Source organism: Pseudoduganella sp. jia 9 (assembly GCF_055502615.1).
The window spans coordinates 320,761-339,910 of the sequence record NZ_JBUPWE010000002.1 but is presented as its reverse complement, the minus strand read 5'-3'; the positions used below and the strand labels follow the sequence as shown (position 1 = coordinate 339,910).

At 67.5% G+C, this 19,150-nt stretch carries 15 protein-coding genes; 12 read left to right on the top strand and 3 right to left on the bottom strand.

The features are described 5' to 3' along the window. From ACY34H_RS03105 to ACY34H_RS03090, 4 genes are all read left to right on the top strand, one after another. Positions 1-1,578, top strand: coding sequence for an EAL domain-containing protein (locus ACY34H_RS03105; RefSeq protein ID WP_464976018.1), 1,578 nt, complete (start codon positions 1-3; stop codon positions 1,576-1,578). Positions 1,579-1,661: 83 nt separating this feature from the next. After that, positions 1,662-2,753 (top strand): sensor histidine kinase, encoded by a 1,092-nt coding sequence (locus ACY34H_RS03100; RefSeq protein WP_464976017.1) that lies wholly within the window; start codon positions 1,662-1,664, stop codon positions 2,751-2,753. A gap of 100 nt (positions 2,754-2,853) precedes the next feature. Next, entirely contained in the window at positions 2,854-5,868 is a 3,015-nt protein-coding gene (locus tag ACY34H_RS03095; RefSeq protein ID WP_464976016.1) for a sensor histidine kinase, read from the top strand. 197 nt (positions 5,869-6,065) lie between these two features. Beyond that, a complete protein-coding gene (locus ACY34H_RS03090) occupies positions 6,066-7,799 on the top strand; it encodes a methyl-accepting chemotaxis protein (protein WP_464976015.1) in 1,734 nt (577 codons plus the stop codon). Between the two features lie 27 nt (positions 7,800-7,826). Here the strand turns inward: ACY34H_RS03090 and ACY34H_RS03085 are convergent, their stop codons facing one another. Next, on the bottom strand, positions 7,827-8,570 hold the full coding sequence (locus ACY34H_RS03085; protein WP_464976014.1) for an SDR family oxidoreductase: 744 nt from the start codon (positions 8,568-8,570) through the stop codon (positions 7,827-7,829). 110 nt (positions 8,571-8,680) lie between these two features. Here ACY34H_RS03085 and ACY34H_RS03080 point away from each other — a divergent pair, with 110 nt between their 5' ends. The 5 genes from ACY34H_RS03080 (at position 8,681) to ACY34H_RS03060 (ending at position 14,462) form a co-directional block, all read left to right on the top strand. Further along, a complete protein-coding gene (locus tag ACY34H_RS03080; protein ID WP_464976013.1) occupies positions 8,681-9,610 on the top strand; it encodes a LysR family transcriptional regulator in 930 nt (309 codons plus the stop codon). 251 nt (positions 9,611-9,861) lie between these two features. After that, positions 9,862-10,380: a Csu type fimbrial protein gene (locus ACY34H_RS03075; protein WP_464976012.1), complete on the top strand. Its 519-nt coding sequence runs from the start codon at positions 9,862-9,864 to the stop codon at positions 10,378-10,380. Next, complete coding sequence (locus ACY34H_RS03070) at positions 10,380-11,090, top strand: fimbrial biogenesis chaperone (protein WP_464976011.1); 711 nt, start codon at positions 10,380-10,382, stop codon at positions 11,088-11,090. The genes ACY34H_RS03075 and ACY34H_RS03070 overlap by 1 nt, the downstream gene beginning before the upstream one ends. A 13-nt stretch (positions 11,091-11,103) precedes the next feature. Continuing rightward, complete coding sequence (locus tag ACY34H_RS03065; RefSeq protein ID WP_464976010.1) at positions 11,104-13,455, top strand: fimbria/pilus outer membrane usher protein; 2,352 nt, start codon at positions 11,104-11,106, stop codon at positions 13,453-13,455. After that, positions 13,452-14,462 carry a Csu type fimbrial protein gene (locus tag ACY34H_RS03060; RefSeq protein WP_464976009.1) on the top strand — a complete coding sequence of 337 codons (1,011 nt, stop codon included), beginning with the start codon at positions 13,452-13,454 and terminating at the stop codon, positions 14,460-14,462. The genes ACY34H_RS03065 and ACY34H_RS03060 overlap by 4 nt, the downstream gene beginning before the upstream one ends. On the opposite strand, the gene ACY34H_RS03055 is transcribed toward ACY34H_RS03060, so the two are convergent. Beyond that, entirely contained in the window at positions 14,463-14,876 is a 414-nt protein-coding gene (locus ACY34H_RS03055) for a hypothetical protein (RefSeq protein WP_464976008.1), read from the bottom strand. Positions 14,877-15,075: 199 nt separating this feature from the next. Between ACY34H_RS03055 and ACY34H_RS03050 the strand changes: the two genes are divergently transcribed. Further along, complete coding sequence (locus ACY34H_RS03050) at positions 15,076-15,873, top strand: response regulator (protein ID WP_464976007.1); 798 nt, start codon at positions 15,076-15,078, stop codon at positions 15,871-15,873. 167 nt (positions 15,874-16,040) lie between these two features. Then, a complete protein-coding gene (locus ACY34H_RS03045) occupies positions 16,041-16,316 on the top strand; it encodes a hypothetical protein (RefSeq protein ID WP_464976006.1) in 276 nt (91 codons plus the stop codon). 68 nt (positions 16,317-16,384) lie between these two features. On the opposite strand, the gene ACY34H_RS03040 is transcribed toward ACY34H_RS03045, so the two are convergent. Then, positions 16,385-17,155 carry a PAS domain-containing protein gene (locus ACY34H_RS03040; RefSeq protein ID WP_464976075.1) on the bottom strand — a complete coding sequence of 257 codons (771 nt, stop codon included), beginning with the start codon at positions 17,153-17,155 and terminating at the stop codon, positions 16,385-16,387. Between the two features lie 294 nt (positions 17,156-17,449). Here ACY34H_RS03040 and ACY34H_RS03035 point away from each other — a divergent pair, with 294 nt between their 5' ends. Beyond that, a complete protein-coding gene (locus ACY34H_RS03035) occupies positions 17,450-19,150 on the top strand; it encodes a methyl-accepting chemotaxis protein (protein WP_464976005.1) in 1,701 nt (566 codons plus the stop codon).

Here is a 19,150-nt window from a genome sequence, read left to right as displayed (position 1 = left end):
ATGTTCATAGCGACGTCACTGGCGATGGCCGTCGCGCTTGCCGTGCCCCCATGGCTGGCCATGCGGGAAGCCGGGCAGCAGGCCTACCGCGCCGAGTCGGAGCTGGCGCTCGGCTATGCCAGCGATATCGTGCGCCGGGCAGACGATACGGAGCAGCAGGCACTGGCCGGCATCGACCTGCTGGAGCGGTCGGGCCAGCCGCCGTGTTCCGATGCATCGCAGGCGCTGATGCGCCGCATCGACTTGACTTCGACGTATATCCAGGCCATCGGCTATGTGGAAAATGGCGTGCTGGTCTGCTCATCCCTGGGCGGCGACCGCGCCTCGCTCGGGACCCAGGCCTTCCGTTCGTCGACCGGCGTGACGCTGTACACGCGCGTTCCGCTGAGTGACGACCTGCAAAGCCCGCTGCTTGGTTTCCAGCGCGGTTCTTTCGCGGCCCTGATCCACCGCGACCTGCCGCTCGATACCTGGACGGCGGTCCCGGACGTCTCGCTGGCCCTGCTGCACCTGGAGATCTCCCGCGACGGCCAGCCGGTCACCTCCCGCGGCCACGTCGAACCCGGCTGGCTGCCTTTGCTGAGGCAATATCGCACGGTCACCGTCGTCAGGGATGGCTTCCTCGTCGCACTGGTGCGCTCGCGCCAGTTTCCCATGGCAGGCATCGCCGCGGTGCCGGTTTCCTACGTCGAGCATCGAACCGGCGCTCTCGCCGCGCGGCTGGTCCCCGCTGGAATCATCGCCGGTCTGGCATTGGCGGCAGCGATCTTCCTTGTCGCGCGCAGGCAGCTGTCGCTGGCCAGCGCGCTGCGCCTCGGACTGCGGCGCGATGAGTTCTTCCTCGCCTACCAGCCGATCGTCGAGCTGGCCACGGGCCGCTGGGTCGGCGCGGAGGCGCTGCTGCGATGGCGCAGGTCGAACGGCGAACTGATCGGCCCCGACCTCTTCATTCCTGTCGCGGAACGCACCGGGACGATCACCAGGCTGACCGAGCGGGTGACGGAACTCGTGCAGCGCGATACCGGCGATTTCCTGGCGCGCCACCCCGCGTTCCACATCGCCATCAATGTTTCGGCGGCCGACCTGAACTCTCCCCGGACCAGGTTCCTGCTCGACCGGCTGCTGGCCGATTCCGGCGCGAAGCCATCGAACCTGATCGTCGAGATGACCGAACGGGCACTGCTGGATGTCGGCACGGTCAGGCCGGTCATCGCCGACCTGCGGGCGGGCGGCATCGAAGTCGCCGTGGATGATTTCGGCACGGGTTACTCCAGCCTGTCCTACCTGGAGTCGTTCGAGGTCGACTTCCTGAAGATCGACCGGGCATTTACCGAAGCCATCGGCACGCGCTCGCCGACCGACCAGGTGGTGCACCACATCATCGCCATGGCCCAGACCCTTGAACTGCGCACGATCGCCGAGGGCGTGGAAACCGATGAGCAGGCCGAGTACCTGCTTGCCCGCGGCGTGCAGTTCGCACAGGGATGGCGCTTCGCCAGGGCCATGCCATGGGACGAGCTGCGGTCGGCTTTCGAGGAACGCGGCTTCGGCACACCCAGGGCTGCGGCGAACCAGTAAGCGCATGCGCGGCCAGCGCAGCCCTGCCGGGCGGCCGGCGACTTGCTATATGATGGCCATGCCAGGGCACCTAGGGTGTCTCGATGAAGAAAGGAGTTCGCTTGACTCTAGCCTCGCTCAAGGAAAAAATCATTCTCCAGTGGCAGTTCAGGGCCAGAGCGTCGATCCCGGACGCCAGCACGCTTGCCGAGCCGATCCTGATCGATACCCTGCCTGTCTATCTGGATCGGCTGCTCGAGGCGGTAGCGGGGAGCAAGCCGTTTGCCACCTCCAATACCACCCAGAGCCTGGCCCATGGGCGCGAGCGGGCGTTGATGACGGAGTATTCGTGCGCACAGGTGATTCATGAATTCCAGTTGCTGCGTAAAGTCATCCTCGATGTCGCCGCGCACGAACGGTTCGACCTGAACGCGCTCCAGGTGGACACCATCACGGCCTCGATCGATGTGTCGATCCGCGAATCGGCCTATGCATTCTCGGAATCCCAGCGAAGCAAGACGATCGAGTTCATTTCGGGTTTCGTGCATGACCTGCGCAATCCCCTGCACGTGGCCTTTGCCACCGCCCAGGTTTTGGCGGGCAGGGCGCTTCCGGAGGATGCGCTGCTTTCCGTGCAGCGTATCGAGAGAAAGCTGCGCGACGCCGAGACGCTGATCGATGGCCTGCTCGATGCGGCCACTTCCGGCCGGCCAGGGAAACTGCGGCTCGATATCGGCGCCATGGACATGACGGCGCTGGCCTGCGAGGTGGCCGACGGAACGGCACTGCCGAACCAGCCGGTCGAGGTGGCCGGCGACCAGGTGGAAGGGTTCTGGTGCAAGGTCTCGCTCCGGCGCGCGCTGGAAAATCTTGTCGCGAACGCACAGAAGTACGGCCGCAAGAGCGCACCCGTCACCATCAATGTCGAGCGGATCGATGACCGGGCAATTCTCTCCGTGCACAACGAGGGCGAGCCGATACCGAAAGCCGACATGAAGAAACTGTTCGCCGGCTACCGCCGCCTGACAACCACGCCGGTGCGCGGCTGGGGGCTCGGACTGCCTTTCGTGCAACAGGTGGCCGAAGCGCACGGCGGCAGTGTCATCGTCGATAGCGATGCGGAATCGGGGACCACGTTCCACCTGTCCCTTCCGCTCGATGGCCGGCTGTTCAGTCCAGCGGAGCCCGTTGCATAGCAGTTGCCAATCGGATAATCTCGGCGGGCCACCGCCCACTCCGCAGACCAGGGAGTGACGCGTCCGCGGCAATCGCCGATGCCTGCCCAGCCGAGGTGCCATGAATCCAGCAAGACTGCTCGTACCGCTGATCGCGGCATCGTTGCTGCCGGTGTGCTCCTGCGCCCAAGGGGCGCCGCCGACGCCGCACACCACGGCGATTCCCCATCAGTACGGCATTCGCCTGCTGCATACCCGCTGGCTGGCGCAGGACGGCGCGCCGCGCGACATCCAGAGCATCACGCAAACCCCGGATGGCTGGCTGTGGCTGGGCACGTCGGACGGCATCTACCGCTTCGACGGCATGCGTTTCGACCGTTACCAGCCGAGGTCGGGCGCGAAGCTGCCCGCCAATATCTACAGGATGGGCAGCCTGCCGGATGGCACGCTGTGGGTCATCCCGTTCTTCGGCGGCATGGTCCTGATCAAGGGAGACGAGGCACGCTCTTACGGTGAGAAGGAAGGTCTTCCCGGCGGATCGGCGAGCCAGGTGGTGCGCGCCGCCGACGGCACGCTGTGGAGTGCCTTCAACGAAGGGCTGTACGTGCTGGCGCCGGGTGCGGCCAGGTGGCGCTTCGCCAGCGATGAGCTGGGCCTGCCCGAAGGCGCGTTCGATCTGCTGATCGACCGCCAGCAAACCGTGTGGGTGCAGACGACCCAGGGCAACCATGCGATGCGCCGGGGCGAGCGCGCCTTTACCCTGGTCAGCCGGCAGGCCACGCCCGGTTCGCTGGCGATGGGGCCGGACGGCACCGTGTGGGCGGTCGACGGCGGCAAACCGGGGCTGACGCGCCTGTCGGCAGGAAGCACGCCACACGCGCTGGCGGAGGGCTTCGGGCGGATGGTCACGACCCAGGGCATTCATATCGACCGCCACGGCGGTTTCTGGTTCCCGCGGCTGCCCGGCGTCGTGCGGCTGGTGATGGATGGCGAGCGCCTCGTCGAGCAGTCGTATACGAGCGCGCAGGGCTTCAGTGGCGAGAGCCCGGTGGCGGCGTTCACCGACCGGGAGGGCAATACCTGGATATCGACGGCAGGCGGCCTGGATCAGTTCCGCCCCAGCCGGCTGCGCGAGATCGAACTGCCGCCGAAAGTGACGGATGCGCGGCCGCTGGTGGCCGGGGCGGCGGGCGAGCTGTGGACGGAATACGTCTTCCTCGGCGATATCCATGCCCGGCCGCGGGATTACGCACCGGTGCCCGACAGGTACCCGGCGGTCCAGCAGATGTACCGCGACCGCGACGGCACGATCCTGCTCGCGACCGAAAGCAGGCTGTGGAAGCTCGACGGTTTCAGGCCCGTTGCCGTGCCGCTGCCACCCGAGGTGATGCGCACGCCCCAGCAGACGATCTTTTCGATGGCACGGGCGGACGATGGCGCGCTGTGGATTTCGCTGGGCAAGCGGGGCGCGTGGCGCCTGCTGGACGGACGCTGGTCGCGGCACGGCGGCATCGCCGCCCTGGAGGGCTACATGACCACGACCATCTCCGCCGGGCCGGATGGCAGGCTCTGGTTCGGGTCGCTCGACAACAGCCTCGCCGTGCTGCACGACGGCGGCGTGCGCAAGCTGGGGCCCGCCGACGGCGTCGATATCGGTGCCGTGCTGGCCATCCTGCCGGACGCCGCCGGTGCCTGGCTGGCCGGCGACGAAGGGCTGGCCCGCTATGACGGCCGGCGTGCCGTGCGTGTGATGGGCGAGGACGGCGAGCAGTTCCAGGGCGGTACCGGCATCGTCCGCGATGGCGACGGCACCTTGTGGATCAATACGAGCCGCGGGCTGGCAAGCATCGGGGCGGCGGAGCTGCGCAGCGCGGCGGCCGATGCGGCCTACCGCGTGCGCTACCGCCGCTACGACGAGAGCGACGGGCTGCGCGGCGCGCCGGCGATGCTGTACCCGTCGCCGTCCCTCGTGCTGCTGCCGGGCGGACACCTTGCCGTCTCCACGACAGGCGGCGTATTCCACCTGGCCACGAAGGCGGCCGGCCTGCACCGCGGCGCGCCGCCGGTGCACGTGACGGGCATCGACGCCGACGGCAAGTCCTATGCGCCCGGCGCCCTGGTGCGCCTGCCCGCCGCCCCCGACACCGTGCGGATCGACTACACGGCACTGGGCCTGGCGCTGCCGCGGCGCACGCGCTTCGAATACAGGCTCGACGGCGTGGACAGCGGCTGGCAGAAGGCCGGCAACCGGCGCCTTGCGCAGTACACGCAGTTGTTGCCCGGCACTTACACCTTTCACGTGCGGGCGGCCACCGAGGACGGCGACTGGGACGCGCAAGGGGCAAGTGTGCGCTTCGACATTCCGCCCACGATGGTGCAGAGCCTGTGGTTCCGGGTGCTGTGCGTGCTGGCCGCGCTGCTGGCAGCCTACGCCTTGCATCGGCTGCGCCTGCGCATGGCCGTCGCCCGCCTCAGCCGCATCTTCGAGGCGCGCGTGGCGGAGCGCGAGCGGGTGGCGCGCGACCTGCACGACACGCTGCTGCAGTCGGTCCAGGGACTGATCCTGCACTTCCGCCGGATCGCCGCGCGCACGCCGGACGATGCGCCCACGCGGCCCCTGATGCAGCAGGCGATCGACATGGCCACCGAGACGCTGGTGGAGGGCCGCGACAAGGTCGGGGAGCTGCGCAGCACCGTCCGCGGCGAGGACCTTGCCACGCTGCTCGACGCCTGCGGCCAGGGCATGCGCGGCGACCATGCCGCGGCGTTCGCGCTGCAGGTGCAGGGCAGCCGGCGGCCCTTGCCGGCGGCCGTGGCCGACGAGCTGCTGGCGATCGGCCGCGAGGCTGTCCGCAACGCGTTCCTGCACGCCCGGGCCAGCCGCATCGATGTGCTGCTGCGTTATGGCGAGCGGGAGTTCGAGATGCGCATCGCCGACGATGGCGCCGGCATCGATGCAGCCGAGCAGGGCGGCCGGGCCGGACACTGGGGCATGCCCGGCATGCGCGAACGGGCCGCCGGGCTGGGGGCGGCGATTCAACTGGACAGCGCAGCGGGCAAGGGCACGGCCTGGCACCTGCGCATGCCAGCCCGGCTGGCCTACGCGACCGGCGCGGAGGAGGCCGCATCTTCATGAGCGGCCGCCTAGCGGCGCCGGGCAACGATGCCGTGAGTATTGGAGAGAATGTCACATGCACGCGACATAGTGTTAAATTTTTCAGTGTAAAAAACTTTACGTGAGGCAACAAGGTCGGGATAATGGCCTCGCGACCCAAGTAACGTCGCGTGGTCCGCCGTCAGGTGGAACTCTTCTTTCCGTCATCAGGACCCGCAATGAACATTGCCACCGCCCCTGCCCGCACCGCCGGACACGTTCCCCACGCCGCTTCCCGGACTGCCACCCATTCCGATGCCCAGGCGATCAGCAGCGTCCTGGACCGGGTGCAGGCAATCATCGAATTCCAGCTCGACGGCACCATCATCCATGCCAACCAGAATTTCCTGGACACGCTGGGCTACACGCTGGACGAGGTGGTGGGTCGCCACCATTCGATGTTCTGCGACCCCGGCTACGTGCGCTCGGCCGACTACGAAGCCTTCTGGGCCGGGCTGCGCCGCGGCGAATTCGAGCGCGCGCAATACCGCCGCATCGGCAAGGGCGGGCGCGACGTATGGATCGAAGCGTCGTACAACCCGATCCTCGATGGCGAAGGCAAGCCTTGCAAGGTGGTCAAGTTTGCCTGCGATATCACCGCGCACAAGGTGCGTGCCAACGAGCATGCCGGCCTGGTCAGCGCGATCGACAAGGCCCAGGCCGTGGTCGAGTTCGACATGCATGGCGTGCTGCTGAACGCCAACGCGAACTTCCTGGCCGTGATGGGCTACGAGCTCGGCGACGTGAAGGGAGAACACCACCGTGTGTTCTGCGACGACGACTACGCCACCAGCCTGGAATACCGCAAGTTCTGGCAAAAGCTGAACCGCGGCGAGTTCGATGCCGGCCGCTACAAGCGCATCGGCGCCGATGGCCGCGCGGTATGGATCCAGGCCACCTACAATCCCATCTTCGACCTGGACGGCAAGCCGTACAAGGTCGTCAAATTTGCCACCGACATCACCGCGCAGGTGGCCCTGGAAGACGAGGTCGTGCGCCGCAACGAAGCCGACCGCCGCAAGGTGGCGCTGCTGCTCGAACAGGTGGAGCGGGCCGCGCACGGCGACCTGACGGGCACGCTCGACATGCGCGGCCCCGAGCCGGTCGACCAGCTCGGCACCGGCGTCGGCAGGATGATCGCCGACCTGCGCGGCGTGATCGCGCACGTGGTATCCGAAGTGGCGCGCCTGTCGTCGTCGGCGCACACCATCGCCGAGCGCTCCAACGTTGTGGCCGGCGGCGCCCAGGCGCTGGGCGCCACGGTGGAGCAGATGAATGCGTCGGTGGATGGCCTGACCGCGTCGATCGCCACCATCGCCCGCGGTGCGGGCGAAGCCAATACGCTGGCGCAAAGCACGAAGGAGGCCGCCGAGACGGGGGCCGGTGCGGTGGCCCGGTCGATCGAGGCGATGGCGCTGATCAACCAGTCGTCCGAGGACATCAGCGAGATCGTCAAGGTGATCGGCGAGATCGCCAGCCAGACCAATATGCTGGCGTTCAACGCGGCGATCGAGGCGGCGCGCGCCGGCGAGCACGGCCTGGGCTTCTCGGTGGTGGCCGATGAAGTACGCAAGCTGGCCGAGCGTTCGTCGCAGGCCACCAAGGAAATCTCCAAGCTGATCGCCGAATCGGTCAGGCGCGTGGCGCAGGGCAGCGAGATCTCGCGCCAGGCCAGCGACGCGTTCGACCGCATCGCCTCCGGCGTGGAACGCACGTCGCTGGCCATCGGCGACATCTCCGCCTCGGTCAACGAGCAATCGCTGTCGGCGCGCGAAGTGGCGGTGGCGATCGCCCACATCGCCGAGGAATCGGAGAAGTCGGCCGGCTCCTGCGACAGTATCGCCGTGCAGACCGATGAGCTGAACCGCACGGCCGCCGACCTGAACCAGATCGTGTCCCGCTTCACGGTCTGAGCGGCGAGGCAGGCGCGGGCCGCGGCGTCAGGCCGCGAAGCCGCCGTCGATCAGCAGGTCGGCGCCGGTGACGAAGGCCGCTTCCGGGCTGGCCAGGTAGGCGATCATCGCCGCTACCTCGTCCGGACGGCCATGGCGGGGCAATGCCATCAGGCTGTGCATGGTGGCGCCGAATTCGGCATCCGCGGGGTTCATGTCGGTATCCACCGGGCCCGGCTGCACATTGTTGACGGTGATGCCGCGCGGCCCCAGGTCGCGCGCCATGCCCTTCGCCAGGCCGGTCAGCGCCGATTTGCTCATCGCGTACACGGCGCCGCCGGCAAACGGCATGCGCAGCGCATTGGTGCTGCTGACGTTGATGATGCGGCCGCCTTCGCCCATGTGCGCCAGCGCGGCCTGCGATGCCACGAACACGGCGCGCACGTTCACGGCCACCGTCCGGTCGAAATCTTCCAGCGAGAACTGCGCCACGTCGCCGAGGTGCAGCACGCCGGCATTGTTGACGAGGATGTCGATGCGGCCGAAGCGGTCGGCGACCGTGTCGATCGCCGCTTTCAGCGAAGCGGCATCGGCGGCGTCGGCGCGGATCGCCAGCGCGGTGCCGCCGGCGGCCGCGATGTCGGCCACCAGCGCTTCGGCGGCACCCGCCGAGGCTGCATAGCCGATCGCGACGCTTGCGCCGTCGCGCGCCAGGCGGCGTGCCGTGGCGGCGCCGATGCCGCGCGAACCGCCGTTGATGAAAGCTACTTTGCCGTTGAGTGCGGTGTTCATGGTGTTTTCCCCTTGGGTGAAGTGACGATGAACCCAGTATGGTCGTCGGGATTCGATCCCGGTAGCCCATCAATCTGGCATTCAGTTTCAACCTGCGGTATAAGATGAGGATGGATACCGATCTGGCAGCCCATCTCGATGCCTTCGTCGCCGCTGCCGACGACAGCAGTTTCTCCGCCGCCGCGCGGCGCCTCGGCGTCACGCCGGCAGCGGTCAGCAAGAGCGTTGCCCGGCTCGAAGCCGGGTTGGGCGTGCGCCTGTTCCAGCGCAGCACGCGCCGCCTGGCGCTCACCGTGGACGGCGAGCGGCTCTACGGGCACGTGCGCCAGCCATGGCGCGACATCGGCGATGCGCTGGCCGTGATGCGGGAAGGCGCCGGCGCGCCGGCCGGCACGCTGAAGGTCTCGCTGGCCCACGCTGTCGGGCGCCGCTACATCGTGCCGATCGTCGCCGATTTCGTGCGGCGCCATCCGGCGATCGTGCCCGACCTGCATTTCGACGATCGCCAGGTCGACCTGGTTGCCGAAGGCGTCGACGTGGCGATCGACGGCGGCATCGAGCTGGCCGAGGGAATCGTTGCGCGCGAACTGGCCCGGGTGCGCCTGGTGCTGGCGGCCGCGCCGTCCTACCTGCGCGAGCACGGCACTCCCGCCGCGCCGGACGGGCTGGCACGCCACCGCGGCCTGGTGCGACGCTCGCTCGAATCGGGCAGGGTCGCGCCATGGCGGCTGCGCAATGGCGCGGGCGAAGAGCTTGTCGCGCCGGTCGTCGCCGTGGCGGTGATGGACGATCCCGAAGCGATGGCGCATGCGGCGGCGTGCGGCATGGGCATCGCGCTGCTGCCGCTGCCCCATGCACTGCCGCTGCTCGACAGTGGAGCGCTGGTACGCATATTGCCCTGCTGGGATGGCGGCACGCGCGCCCTGACGATCTACTACACCTCGCGCAAGCTGGTGCCGGCCAGGGTGCGCCTGTTCGTCGACGCGATCGTCGAGGAGATGCGCGGCAGTGCGCTGGCCGCCCGTTTCGACGGCCGGTAGGTGTGGCCGGTAGTTGTGCCGGTAGTGGCGGCCGGCCGCGATGGCCCGGGTGGACGATTATCTTAGCAGCAACAACTGGTGTTGCGGATTAATCTCATCAGTATCATTTTTTTCGTATTTTCCCATCTGGCCAATGTGTTTTCACGGCGTGCCAACTTGCATCTCTAATCCGCACATTCATAATCCACCTAAATATTGAGCTACAGCAACCCCGTTGCCGAGCTTTCGTGATCGTTCGATTCGGAGAAAACATGTTCATCGCCTTGCCCGCCCGCCGCCTGCTTGCCGCCAGCCTCACCCTCATGCTGGCGGCCTCCGCCAACGCCGCCGTCTACAACAACGGCAGCAAGACCGCAACGTTCGACGTGACGATGGGCCTGGTGGCCGACTGCACCATTTCAGCGGCGGCGCTGAACTTCGGTGCCGGCCGCGGCGTGCTGGCGACCGCCGTCACGGCGACATCGGACATCAAGGTGACCTGCACCAACACCACGCCGTTCAACCTGGGCCTGAACGAGGGCACCGGCACCGGTTCGTCGGGCACGACCCGCTACATGAGCGGCACCGGCGCCAATACCGGTACCGTCAAGTTCAACCTGTACCAGGCCTCCGGCGGCGCCCTGTGGGGCAACACCCAGGGCACGGACACGCTCGGCGGTACCGGCAACGGCAACGAGCAGACGCTGACCGTGCACGGCGAAATCCCGGCGCAGACCACGCCGGCGCCGGACACCTACAAATCGACGATCACAGCGACCGTCTACTTCTGATGACGATCCGCGCCGCCATCGCGGCCTGCCTGCTGGCGCTCGGCTGCGCCGGCGCGGCGGCCGCCAACCTGCAGATATCGCCGGTGTCGATCACCTTCCGTGCCGGACAGGGCGCGTCCGGCATCACCTTGCAGAACCAGGGCGACGCGCCGGTATATGGCCAGGTGCGGGCGTATGCCTGGACCCAGCGCGACGGCGAGGATGTGCTGGCCGATACCGCCGATCTGGTGGTCAGCCCGCCGATCATCGAGATCGCGCCGCGCGCCACGCAGATGATCCGCCTGATCCTGAAGTCGGGCGCGCCGGCCCCCGCCGAGCGCAGCTTCCGCCTGCTGATCGATGAGCTGCCGCGCGGCGACAATGCGGAATCGGGCGTCAATATCCGGCTGCGCTATTCGGTGCCGGTGTTCGCTGTGCCGGCCGGCGATCCGGCGCCGGCGCTGGCGTGGAGCGTGTTCCGCCAGGAGGGCAGCTGGATGCTGCGCGTGGCCAACAGCGGCGCGTTGCATGCGCAGCTGGGCGCGACGAAGCTGCGTGACGCGGCGGGCACGGAAATCGATATCAGCAAGGGCTTGCTGGGTTACGTGCTCGCGGGCCAGCAGCGGACCTGGAAACTGCCGGTCGCGCAGGACGCGCGGCTGGACGGCAAGGTAACGGTACAGTCGATCGTCAACGCGCGCGCGCAGAGCGCCGACGTCGCCGGCCAGTAGCCGGACGGCTGGCATGCGTGCGCTGGCTTGCGTGGTGGTCGCCATGGTACCGTTCGCCGGTGCCGCGGCTGCGGCCGGTACCACCGGTGCCGATCCCGGCGCAGGCGCCGGCGCCGATGCACCGGTGCAGGCAGCGGCGCAGGCCGAGCTGTACCTGGAAGTACGTTTGAACGGAGAGGAAACGGGAATGGTATTGCGCTTCACGCAGGGGCCGCGCGGCTTGCGCAGCAGTGTGCAGAACCTGCGCGACCTGCAGCTGGACCCGGCCGTGTTCGGCCTGCCCGCCGACGGCGAATTCGACCTTGCCGCCGCGCGCGGCCTGGCGCACCGCTACGATAGCGCGGCGCAGTCGCTGGAATTGACGGTCGACGAAGCGCTGCGTGCCACGACCGCGGTCGCGGCACGGCCGGACCGCGACCTGGCCACCAGCGCCGGCACGTCGCGCGGGGCGCTGCTGAACTACCAGTTCTATGCGCAGCCGGGGCAGGGCGGCCGCGCCGCGGCCCTGCACGAACTGCGCTGGTTCGATGCGCGCGGGGTGTTCTCGACCAGCGGCACGACCACGCTGCGCGGCGAAGGCCGTACCTATACGCGCTTCGATACCTGGTGGACCCGTTCCGATCCCGCCACGCTGGAAACCGTGCAGGTCGGCGACATCGTCAGCAACTCGCTCACCTGGAGCCGGTCGATGCGCCTGGGCGGCATCCAGTGGCGCAAGAACTTCGCGCTGCGTCCGGACCTGCTGACCTATCCGGTGGCGTCGGTGCGCGGCACCGCCGTGGTGCCCACCGCCGTCAGCCTGTACGTCAACGGCATGCAGCAGCTCAGTACCGAAGTGCCGAGCGGACCGTTCGTGATCGACCAGATCGGCGGCCTGAACGGTGCCGGGCAGGCCAGCATCGTGACCCGCGATGCGCTGGGGCGTTCCATTGCCACCACGCTGCCGCTGTACATCGACACGCGCATGATGGCGCCTGGCCTGACCGATTTTTCCGTCGAGGCGGGCGTGCTGCGCCGCGACTTCGGCATGCGCTCGTTCAGCTATGCCGCCAGTCCCGCGGCCAGCGCCTCGGTGCGCCATGGCATGTCCGACACCGTCACGGTCGAAGCACATGGCGAGGCCGGCCGCGGCCTGCTCAATCTCGGCGGCGGCGGCATGCTGCGCCTGGGGCGCGCGGGTGTCGTCAACGCTGCGCTGGCCGCCAGTGCAGGCCGCGAGCGCGGCCTGCTGGGCAGCCTTGGCTACCAGTATATTTCCGCGCTGTTCAGCATCGACCTGCAGACGCAGCGGGCCACCGCGCGCTATGCCGATCTGGCCAGCGGCGAGGGCACGCCGCCGCCACGCCGCAACGACCGCGCCAGCCTGAACGTGGCGCTGCCGTTCGGGCAAAGCGCCGGCATCAGCTATGTCGGCTACCGGGTGCCCGGCCAGGAGCCGGCACGCATCGCCGCGCTGAACTGGTCCGCCTCGTTCCCCGGCGGCGTGTATGCCAGCCTGGGGGCGTGGCAGGATCTCGACCGGCGCGAATCGCGCGGCCTGTCGCTGTCGGTCAGCATGTCGTTCGGCGAGCGCATGTCCGCCAACGTTACCGGCGGCAGGCAGCAAAGGCAGGACAGCCATAACGTTTCCCTGGTCCGGCCGGCCGATTACGGCGGCGGCTTCGGCTGGGCGCTGCAGCAGGGTGGCATCGAAACGTCGCGCTACACCCAGGCGCAGCTGCAATACCTCGGCAGTGCCGGCCAGGTCACGGTCGTCGGCCAGCGCAGCGGCGACCGCAATGGCGTGGCGATCGATGCCGGTGGCGCGCTGGTGCTGATGGATGGCGTGGTGGCGCCGGCACGCCAGGTCGGCGCCGGTTTCGCCCTGGTGTCCACCGGCGCGCCCGACGTCCCGGTGGTCCACGAGAACCGGCCGCTCGGGCGCACCGACAGCCGTGGCTACCTGCTGGTGCCGAACCTGATTCCGTACACCAGCAACCGGCTGTCGATCGACACCACCGCGCTGCCGGTCGACGCGCGCGTGCGCAGCACCAGCGTGATGGCGGTGCCGCAACGGCTGGCCGGGGTGCTGGTATCTTTCCCGATCGAACGCTATGCCGCCGCCACGGTCATCCTGCATGGGCCGGACGGTACGCCGCTGCCTGCCGGCACGCCGGTGAACGATCCCCGCTCCGGCAAGAGCACGGTGGTCGGCTACGACGGCGTAGCCTTCGTGGACGGCCTGCAGGCCGACAACCGGCTGGTCGTCGGCTCCGGCAGCTCCCGCTGCGAGGTGCGCTTCGCGTGGCAGGAAGCCAGCGGCACGCTCGCTGTCATCGGCCCCTTGCAGTGCAGGGCGGAAGCATGGCAGGGAGCGCGGCCATGAGCGCCCGCTGGCTGCGCATCCTGTTGCTGCTGGCCGCGTGCGCGCTGGCCAGCGGCAGTGCACGGGCCGACAACTGCACGGCAGCGATGTCCGATATCGTCTTCGGGCAGGTCAGCCCGGTGGATGGCGGCGACTATTTTGCCAACGGCACGCTGACCGTGACCTGCAACTGGACGCTGCTGGGCAACCTCGGCGTGCTGCTGCTGCCGAACGTTAACATCTGCGTCAATGCCGGTGCCGGCAGCGGCGGCACCTCCGTGACCACGCGCGCCATGGAGAATGGCAGTGCCAGGCTGGCGTACAACCTGTATCGCGACAGCACTTATGCGGCTTCCTCGGTATGGGGTTCGACCGCGCAGACGGGAACCCAGCCGATCACCACGCGGATGGGCGGCCTGCTGGCGCTGGGCGCGCTGTCGCAGACCTTCACCGTCTATGCCAGGATTCCCGCATCCGCGCTGAGCGGCGTGCCGTCGAGCGGCGGTGCCGATACGACCTACGTCGCCGATTTTTCCGGCCATGGCGCGATCCGGTATGCCTTCTTCGGCCTGCTTGCTCCGGCAGCCGATTGCAAGACCGGTGCCAGTGCGGCGTTCTCGTTCAAGGTGCGGGCGACCGTGACGAACAACTGCTATATCAATGCCGATACGCTGGCCTTCGGCGCGAACAACCGGGTATTGACCTCCGCGGTGCGCACGGTCGGCACGATCTCGGTGCAATGCACCGCGAACAATCCCTATTCGATCGCCTTGAACGGCGGGTCGGTGTCCGGCAAGCCGGCGGCGCGCAGGATGCGCAACGCGGCGACCGGCGAAACGATCGGCTACGAGATATCGGGTACGCTCGATGGCCCGCTGTGGGGCGACGGCACGGCCGGAACGTCGGTGGTCACCGGGACCGGGAGCGGGGCGACGCAGTCGGTGAAGATGTACGGGCGGGTTCCGGCACAGCGAACGCCGACCCCGGGCAATTACCGCGATACGGTGACCGCGACAATCTATTTTTGATCAGAAGTAGACGGTCAGCGGTTCGGCATTGCCGGGGGAAGCCGACGGCGCAGTGACCGGGACCGAGGTAAGAGCCTGGGCCTGGGCTGGCGAGGCGGCCGGCCGGGCCTGGAGCTGGTACGGGGTGTCCTGCGCGCAGTTGACCTGCGCGGTATTGGCCGTTCCCTGGACGCTGCAAGCCTCGACCACCGTGAAACTGACCTGCATGGTGGCGCTGGCGCTCTTGCCTGCGGCGGAACACATTAATGGGGTGCATGCCATCAGCACGATCAGGGAGAACTTTTTCATCACGTCACACGTCATCTGGGTGTCACTGCCGGTGATGCCACGCATTTTCTTGGGTGGCGATCCGGCAAAGGATACTCCCCGGCGCGGCAGCGGGGTGTCCGGCTGCCTGGGGAGTGGCTCAATCATACACTGATATTGCTCTAGATCAATGTGAGAATGTGTGACTATTCACCGCTCCGTCGTTTTTTGGCGAACGGACGTGCCTTTATGTCCATCAATCGGGCTCTTCAGAAACGTGTGAGGCGCGGCTGTCGATCGGTGTAGCATCCGCCAAAGGGCTCGTCGGCGGCGCGCAGCGGCGACTTATTGTTGAAATGCAGTCACCATGACAAATGCTTTCCAGGGGCCGGCGCAGGTGCTGGTCGTCGACGACTCGTCGTTCGACCAGCTGATGCTGGTCGATCTGCTGAGCGAACACCATCTCGGCGTCTCCGTGGCCCGGTCCGGCGCGCAGGCCTACCAGCTGGCACAGGCGACGCCGCCTGACCTGATCCTTCTCGATGTCCACCTGCCGGACATGGACGGCTATGCGTGCTGCCGCCTGCTGCAGGCGAATCCGGCAACGCACGCCATCCCCATCATGTTCGTCAGCGCCGCGGCCAGTAGCGCCGAGCGCGTGACGGGCCTGATGGCGGGCGCCGTCGACTATATCGCCAAGCCGTTCGACCGCGACGAGCTGATGGCGCGGGTCGCCGTCCAGCTGCGCCGGTCGGGCAGGGGCGGCCCGGTGCTGCCTCCCGCGCACGAGCCGGGCGATTTCGATGCCGTGCTGCTCAGTGCCGCGCGGCGCCTGATCGCGGAAAACCTGGGCAACCTGCCGGAGTTGTCCGAGCTGGCGCGGCGTGTCGGGACGTACCGGGAACGCCTGGGCCAGGTCTTCCGCACCCGGCTCGGCGTCAGTGTGTTTGCCTACGTGCGCGCGCTGCGGCTGGAGCGCGCCAGCGCGCTGCTGCGCGACACCGCGCTCGACGTGCGCGACATTGCCCAGCTGGTCGGTTTCCAGAATGCCGGCAGCTTCACCACCGCGTTCCGCGAAACCACCGGTTCGACGCCGACCGCCTTTCGCGCGCGCCTGCGGCAGCAGGGACGCACGGCCGAACCGGCAGCGCCCGGCGCGGGCTGACCGCCACGGGCCCCGCCCCCACGGACTTTCCAGCAATCATATGTATCCCGATGAACGGGAGGCAGCGGTGCAGCCGCTGGTCCTTTGAGTAGGAATATTCCTAACACTGTAGGAATATGCCTAAAAACGATCAAAGTGTGAGACACTCGCGACTTGCAAAATGATTAATGACCTTTCGGCTCTCGTTCGCATCGGAGGACAGCCGGACAACGGATCGCCATATGGAGCGCAGGGCCGACAACGAGCAGGCATCGATCGTCCGCAGGGGAGTCCTGCTGGACAGCACCCTCGGTGCGGTCCGGGCGTGGGTTTACATGACGGCGAACGGCGTGTCCCAGCAAGTCATCGAACGGGTGCTCGGCTCGCCCCGACAGTCACGCGAGGCGGACCGGCTCGCGCTGGGCGAGCCGGTAAGGCTGCCCCCGCCGGGGGGCCGGGATTGAGCCGGTCGCGGCCCGGCGTGGAACGCGACCTTGCCGAGGACACGGCATGCCCCCAGCCCCTGCCGGTGTCATGCTGGCGGGGGCATGTCGCTGGAAGGGGAGTCCCCCGTAACGTCCCTGGCTACGCAGAAGAACAGCCCGTTATGCGGCGCGGCTGTCCAGGATAGCCAATGGTAGCGCCCATCCTTCGCGCGAAAGCGGTTCTCGAACTTCAGGGTCGTCTGCCCCGCTGCCAGCCTGGCCACCTCCTGGCGCGTCCGCGCGCGATCGTCGGGATGCTCCAGCCATTCCGACGTGCGTCCCAGCAGTTCGTTCTCATGCCAGCCCAGCATGCGCGTGAAGGCGGGATTGACGCTGAGCCAGCGCCCCCGCGCGTCGGCCACGAGCAGCAGGTCCCTGCATAATTCCCAGACCTGCTCGCGTTCGATGGTGCGCGCGGCGAGTTCCAGCATCGCCGCTTTCTGGTCGCTGACGTCGAGCGCCCGGGAAAACAGCTTGGCACCATCCGGCACCGAGGCCCATGACAGCCATCGGTAGCTGCCGTCCCTGTGGCGGTAGCGGTTTTCGAATTCCAGCACCGGCTCGCCGGCGATGACCAATTGAAAGGCCATCTCGCTGGCTGCCAGGTCTTCCGGATGAACGAACCGGGTATAGGGCAGCCCGACCATGTCCGATGCTTCCCAGTCGAGCACCCGGCACCAGGCGGGGTTGACGTGTTCGAAGGTGGCGGTCGGGATATCGATTACCGACAGCAGGTCGGGCATCATCTGCCAGCTCCTGGAGTAGTCCGCCCCCTGGCTGTCGGGGTCAATCGCCAGCGTCCAGTGTGGATGGGGCATATCAGGACCTTTCGTAGGTAGTTCGACCAATCGGAAGTGATTGACCATCTTACATGTCATTGCTGGCGCGGGGCGTCTGGGTGATCGATTCGGCAATCACGGCCATGGTGCCGTGACAGCGAAGTGTTGCCCGCCAGGCCGATAATGTCACTTGCATCCAACAAATCACTAAAAATGATACTCGATGTATTTACCGGTGGAAACTAAAGCCCGATAATACCCATGCCGACCCAGACAACGTCGTCTCTTCTTCGCCGCAAGGCGCCTTCCGTTGAACAGACCATCAGGATCGTAATGAATACCAGCAGCTTCGCAGCCCACTCCGCCGCCGAACAGGATCTCCTCGCCGTCAATGGCGCCCTGAACCGGGCGCAGGCCATCATCGAATTCAACCTCGACGGCACGATCACCCACGCCAACGACAACTTCCTGGCCACGCTGGGCTATGCGCTGGACGAAGTGGCAGGCCGCCATCATTCGATGTTCTGCGATCCCGACTACGTACGCTCGGCCGAGTACGATGCGTTCTGGGCGAAGCTGCGCCGCGGCGAAACGGAACGCGCGCAATACCGCCGCATCGGCAAGGGCGGCCGCGACGTGTGGATCGAGGCGTCGTACAACCCGGTGCTCGACGAGCAGGGCAGGCCGTACAAGGTGATCAAGTTTGCCTGCGACATCACGGCCCACAAGGTGCGCGCCAACGAGCATGCCGGCCTGGTGAACGCGATCGACAAGGCGCAGGCGGTGGTCGAATTCGACATGAACGGCATCCTGCTGAACGCCAACGCGAACTTCCTCGCCGTGATGGGCTACGAACTGGGCGACGTCAAGGGCGAGCACCACCGGGTGTTCTGCGACGACGACTACGCCACCAGCCTGGAATACCGCAAGTTCTGGCAGAAGCTGAACCGCGGCGAGTTCGATGCCGGGCGCTACAAGCGCTTCGGCGCCGATGGCCGCACCGTGTGGATCCAGGCCACCTACAATCCGATCCTCGGCCTGGACGGCAAGCCGTACAAGGTCGTCAAGTTCGCCACCGACATCACCGCCCAGGTGGCGCTGGAAGCCGACGTGGAGCGCCGGAGCGAGGCCGACCGCCGCAAGGTGGCGCTGCTGCTCGAGCAGGTGGAGCGCGCCGCGCGCGGCGACCTGACCGGCACCATCGACATGCCGGGCAGCGATCCGCTCGACCTGCTCGGCGCCGGCGTCGGCAAGATGATCGCCGACCTGCGCGGCGTGATCGGCCATGTGGTGTCGGAAATGGGGCGGCTGTCGTCGTCCGCCGAGGCGATCGCGGAGCGCTCGAACGTGGTGGCCGGCGGCGCCCAGGCGCTGGGTGCCACGGTGGAAGAGATGAACGCGTCGGTCGACGGCCTGACGGCATCGATCACCACCATCGCCCGCGGTGCGGGCGAAGCCAACACGCTGGCGCAAAGCACGAAGGATGCCGCCGAGACGGGTGCCAGGGCGGTGGCCCGTTCGATCGAGGCAATGGCGCTGATCAACCAGTCGTCCGAGGACATCAGCGAGATCGTCAAGGTGATCGGCGAGATCGCGGGTCAGACCAATATGCTGGCGTTCAACGCGGCGATCGAGGCGGCGCGCGCCGGCGAGCACGGCCTGGGCTTCTCGGTCGTGGCCGATGAAGTGCGCAAGCTGGCCGAGCGCTCGTCGCAGGCCACCAAGGAAATTTCCAAGCTGATCGCCGAGTCGGTCAGGCGCGTGGCACAGGGCAGCGAGATCTCGCGCCAGGCCAGCGACGCGTTCGACCGCATCGCGATGGGAGTCGAGCACACCTCGCTGGCCATCGGCGACATCTCGGCCTCCGTCAACGAGCAGTCGCTGACGGCGCGCGAAGTGGCCGTGGCGATCAACCACATCGCCGAGGAATCGGAAAAATCGGCTGGTTCGTGCGACACGATCGCCGTACAGACCGATGAGCTGAACCGCACCGCGGCGGAACTGAACCGTACCGTGTCGGGCTTCACCGTCTGA

Excerpts from the sequence above, each read along its gene's own strand:
- ACY34H_RS03105 (WP_464976018.1), top strand. The coding sequence starts at position 1 with ATGTTCATAGCGACGTCACTGGCGATGGCCGTCGCGCTTGCCGTGCCC.
- ACY34H_RS03100 (WP_464976017.1), top strand. The coding sequence starts at position 1,662 with ATGAAGAAAGGAGTTCGCTTGACTCTAGCCTCGCTCAAGGAAAAAATC.
- ACY34H_RS03095 (WP_464976016.1), top strand. The coding sequence starts at position 2,854 with ATGAATCCAGCAAGACTGCTCGTACCGCTGATCGCGGCATCGTTGCTG.
- ACY34H_RS03090 (WP_464976015.1), top strand. The coding sequence starts at position 6,066 with ATGAACATTGCCACCGCCCCTGCCCGCACCGCCGGACACGTTCCCCAC.
- ACY34H_RS03085 (WP_464976014.1), bottom strand. The coding sequence starts at position 8,570 with ATGAACACCGCACTCAACGGCAAAGTAGCTTTCATCAACGGCGGTTCG.
- ACY34H_RS03080 (WP_464976013.1), top strand. The coding sequence starts at position 8,681 with ATGGATACCGATCTGGCAGCCCATCTCGATGCCTTCGTCGCCGCTGCC.
- ACY34H_RS03075 (WP_464976012.1), top strand. The coding sequence starts at position 9,862 with ATGTTCATCGCCTTGCCCGCCCGCCGCCTGCTTGCCGCCAGCCTCACC.
- ACY34H_RS03070 (WP_464976011.1), top strand. The coding sequence starts at position 10,380 with ATGACGATCCGCGCCGCCATCGCGGCCTGCCTGCTGGCGCTCGGCTGC.
- ACY34H_RS03065 (WP_464976010.1), top strand. The coding sequence starts at position 11,104 with ATGCGTGCGCTGGCTTGCGTGGTGGTCGCCATGGTACCGTTCGCCGGT.
- ACY34H_RS03060 (WP_464976009.1), top strand. The coding sequence starts at position 13,452 with ATGAGCGCCCGCTGGCTGCGCATCCTGTTGCTGCTGGCCGCGTGCGCG.
- ACY34H_RS03055 (WP_464976008.1), bottom strand. The coding sequence starts at position 14,876 with ATGATTGAGCCACTCCCCAGGCAGCCGGACACCCCGCTGCCGCGCCGG.
- ACY34H_RS03050 (WP_464976007.1), top strand. The coding sequence starts at position 15,076 with ATGACAAATGCTTTCCAGGGGCCGGCGCAGGTGCTGGTCGTCGACGAC.
- ACY34H_RS03045 (WP_464976006.1), top strand. The coding sequence starts at position 16,041 with ATGACCTTTCGGCTCTCGTTCGCATCGGAGGACAGCCGGACAACGGAT.
- ACY34H_RS03040 (WP_464976075.1), bottom strand. The coding sequence starts at position 17,155 with ATGCCCCATCCACACTGGACGCTGGCGATTGACCCCGACAGCCAGGGG.
- ACY34H_RS03035 (WP_464976005.1), top strand. The coding sequence starts at position 17,450 with ATGAATACCAGCAGCTTCGCAGCCCACTCCGCCGCCGAACAGGATCTC.